The following is a 4,035-nucleotide window of genomic DNA, read 5'->3' as shown; positions in this document are numbered from 1 at the left end:
GCCATCGCGTTTCCTTTCCTTCGAGATCTTGGTCGATTCGAAGGATCACGCGGTGGCCGTCCTACTTCACGACGCCACGCCCTCTGGCCTGGTCAAACTCGTACACCATCTCCGTGGACGCAACCCCGGTGTGGGGGTGCCGGGCCAGCAAGTCGGCCCAGCGCGCTCCGGCGTCCGCCTCGTACAACGGCTCATCCGAGACCCACAGCCCCGGCTCGCCGCCCGACTCTGGAGTGATCAACCGACCCGGCGGCAGCCCCTCAGGGAGCTGATTCGGCGCTATCGACATGAAGGGATCTTCCTGAAAGCGCCCGCCCCTCACAAGACCGTTGCGGTTCGGCTCGTCGGCTGCCGGCGTCGCGGAGCATGCTCTGGACACCGTTCACCTTGAGCCGGTCGGCGATCTCTCAAGCGTCACTGTCACAGAAGCGGGCCTCGTACTCGGGCTCCACCAGGGCCCTCGTCCAGACCGAGATTTCCAGGTCGACTGAGCCGGACCCGATCCTCCAAGGCCAGGTACGGAGAATCCCCACCAACGTCCGAGCCTGCAAGGTCGGTGGTGCGATCGGCGCCAGAGCCCGACAGTGCACCTGCCCTGGGAGGCCATAGGACGGCATACCCAAAAATGTGGCGCGGGCGGATGCGGCCGAACGGCGCCAGGGCGCCGACCTCGGAGTTCCGTGCTACTTCGCCGATCAGCGGGATAGCCCTGAGCTGATCCCGCCGATCGGCACGGTCTCCCCGCGTGAGAAACCTCTACTCCGCCGGCGGGCGCGGCTCCTGGCCCTGGTCGTCGGTCGTCTTGGGTTCGAGGAAGACCACCGACGGCTCTGGCGCGTCCTCGCTCTGCTCCGTGCTCGCTTCAGACGCCTCAACGTCCTCGGCCGCCTGGAACGCGATGGCCGTCGGGTCCGCGATCTCCGGAACCCCGATCTCCACAGCATCCGGCGTCACGGACTCGGCCGTCTCACCGCCCTCTGACGGCTCCTCGGCTCCCGCGAGCTCCTCAGCGTCCGCGAACTCGTCAGCTCCCGCCGGCTCACCGGTTTCCGCGAGCTCCTCGGCACCCGCAGGCTCCTCGGCTTGCGTGAACTCCTCGGCATCCGCCAGCTCACCGACTTCCGGCAGCTCACCGGCTTCCGTGAGCTCCTCTGCCTCCGTGAGCTCCTCTGCCTCCGTGAGCTCCTCGGCATCCGCAGGCGCCTCGGCGTCCGCGAACTCGTCAGCTCCCGCCAGCTCGTCGGCTTCTGCGGACTCGTCAGCGGGCGCGAGCTCCTCAGCTTCCGAAGGTTCTGGCAGCGTGATCACGGCCATCGCGTCGCCGATCGATTCCTCATCCTCTTCGGTGTCGAAGATGTCGAGGCCTTCGATCTCGGCGTAGCGTTCGGCGGCGTCGGTCTCGTCGTCGCGGTCGGCGGCAGCGGCCCTGGCGAACCAGTCGCTCGCCTCCTCCGTACGACCGGCTTCGGCGAGCGCGTCAGCATACGCGTAGAACAACCGCGCCGACCATGGACGCAGCCGCCGGTCCTTGAGCTCGGGGACCTGCAGTGTCACCACGGCGGCTTCGTACTGCCCCAGATCACGGCGGGCGCCGGATTCGACGATGCGCAGCTCGACGCGCCCCGCCGGGTCCAGCTTCTTGGCCTCTGGTGACTTGACCAGGTCGAGGGCCCGTTCCGGACGCCCCAGGCCCCGTTCACAGTCGGCCATCACCGGCAGGTAGGAGTCGTCTCCAGTGCTCAGGCGGCGCGCGGCGCGCAGCTCGGCCAGCGCCTCCGCCCACTCGCCCGCGCGATACGCGGCCAGCCCGGCCGCTTCCCGGACGAGCCCGACACGCGAAGCCAGACGCCGCGCTTCCCGGGCGTGCTTGTAAGCCGTCTCCGGATCCTCCTCGGCAAGCCTTCCGGCCATCACGAGGTGACGAGCCACCCGACCTGCCAGGTCCTTCGGCAGGGTCCGCAGCTCGACGCGCGCGTCCGCGTCCAGTTCCTCGCCGGTGACGTCCTCGGGCAGGACCGGAATGTCACGCGGAGGCGCCTGCCCCTCACGGTCGTGCTGAGCTCCGCGATCGCGCGGCGGCCCATACGATCGACCCTCATCCTCACGAGGACGGCGCGGGCCGCGGTCGCGGTCACCGAACGGCTTGCCCCGGCCTCCCCCGCCACCGCGCGGCCTGTCCCGGTCGCCGAACGACTTACCGGGACGCGAGCCACGCCTGTCATCACGGTCACCGTATGGACGTGAACCTCCGCCACGAGGCTTGTCACGGTCACCGTACGGACGCGAGCCGCCCTGCCCACCGCGGTCGTCGAACGAACGGCCACGCCGCTCGCCTCGATCACCGAACGGCTTGCCCGGCCGAGAGCCACCGCGATCGCCATAGGCCTTGGGACCGCGCTTGTCGTCGCGATCACCGTAGGACTTGGGACCACGCTTGTCGTCGCGGTCACCGTAGGGGCGGGGCGCACGCTTGTCATCGCGGTCGCCATAGGCCTTCGGACCACGCTCGCCGCCACGATCACCGTACGGCTTCGGACCACGCCTATCGTCACGGTCGCCATAGGCCTTGGGACCACGCTTGTCGTCGCGGTCGCCATAGGCCTTGGGACCGCGCTTGTCATCGCGATCGCCATAAGGCCGGGAGCCACGCCGATCATCGCGGTCGCCATACGGACGGGGCGCACGCTTGTCATCGCGGTCGCCATAGGCCCTAGGACCACGCTCGCCGCCACGATCACCGTACGGCTTCGAACCACGCCTATCGTCACGATCACCGTAGGACTTGGGACCACGCTCGCCACCACGATCACCGTACGGCTTGGGACCACGCCTATCGTCACGGTCGCCATAGGCCTTGGGACCACGCTTGTCGTCGCGATCACCGTAGGCCTTGGGACCACGCTTGTCGTCGCGGTCGCCGTAGGCCTTCGGGCCGCGCTTGTCATCGCGATCGCCATAAGGTCGGAAGCCACGCCGATCATCGCGGTCACCGTAGGGGCGGGGCGCACGCTTATCGTCGCGGTCGCCATAGGCCCTAGGACCACGCTCGCCGCCACGATCACCGTACGGCTTGGGACCACGCTTATCGTCACGGTCGCCGTAGTCCTTCGGACCGCGCTTGTCATCGCGATCGCCGTAAGGCCGGGAGCCACGCCGATCATCGCGGTCGCCATACGGGCGGGGTGCACGCTTGTCGTCACGATCGCGGAAGGGCTTCGGGCCACGCCTGTCGCCGTACGGGCGGCCCTCGCGAGGCTTGTCGCGGTCGCCGGGACGCCTGTCGTCGAACCGGCGTTCACCCCCACGCTGGCCGGAGTCGCGGTCCTTCCGGAACCCGCTGGACCGCTGTTCGCCGTCACGGCCACGTCCCTGCCCGCGGGAATCCCGATCCTTCGGACGTCCCTGGTAACCGCCTTCGCCACGGGGACCGCTACCGCCGCGCGGGCCTCGGGGAGCTTCGCCACGGCGTTCTTCGCTGCTGGAACGACGGTCATCAGCCGGCTTGAACGGACGGCCGGGCCGCTGCCCTCGGTCATCACGCTGACCGCTGGGCTTTCCGGGACGCCCCTTCCAGCCACCGCCAGAGGACGAGCGCTCCTGGGGGCCGCCGGCGCCGCCGTCCCGCTGTCCTGAGGAACGGTATCCACCTGAGCCCCGAGGCGCTCCGCCGCGTGGCCCGCCCTTGCGGGGGCCCTGCCCACCGGATCCCGTGCGGGGCGTGCCGCCTCGCTGGGCAGGCTTGCCACGACTTCCGTCGTCGCCCCGCCGCTCGTCCTTGCGGCCGTCCTCTTCCGTGCTCATCACGTCCGTCACTGTTCTCGGTTGCTTCGTGGACCTGATTCCCATTTTGACAGGTCCAAGACATGCGTCGAGGGCCGCCCCAGCTAACCGGGGCGACCCTCGACAAAAAGTGTCCGGCGGTGTCCTACTCTCCCACACAGTCTCCCGTGCAGTACCATCGGCGCTGAAGGGCTTAACTTCCGGGTTCGGGATGGGACCGGGTGTTTCCCCTTCGCCATAACCACCGAACGACCA

At 68.9% G+C, this 4,035-nt stretch carries 1 protein-coding gene and 1 rRNA gene; both read right to left on the bottom strand.

Going from position 1 to position 4,035, the window contains the following annotated elements; translation table 11 throughout:
• Positions 1-756 precede the first annotated feature (756 nt).
• Complete coding sequence (locus tag ABD333_RS47290) at positions 757-3,804, bottom strand: hypothetical protein (RefSeq protein ID WP_344549487.1); 3,048 nt, start codon at positions 3,802-3,804, stop codon at positions 757-759.
• A 108-nt stretch (positions 3,805-3,912) separates the two neighbouring features.
• Positions 3,913-4,029, bottom strand: a 5S ribosomal RNA gene (rrf, locus tag ABD333_RS47285).
• Positions 4,030-4,035 lie beyond the last annotated feature (6 nt).

The sequence above is a fragment of the Actinomadura fulvescens genome (assembly GCF_039533225.1).
In the GTDB taxonomy this organism is placed as follows: domain Bacteria; phylum Actinomycetota; class Actinomycetes; order Streptosporangiales; family Streptosporangiaceae; genus Spirillospora; species Spirillospora fulvescens.
This window is presented reverse-complemented; position numbering and strand designations above follow the sequence as displayed.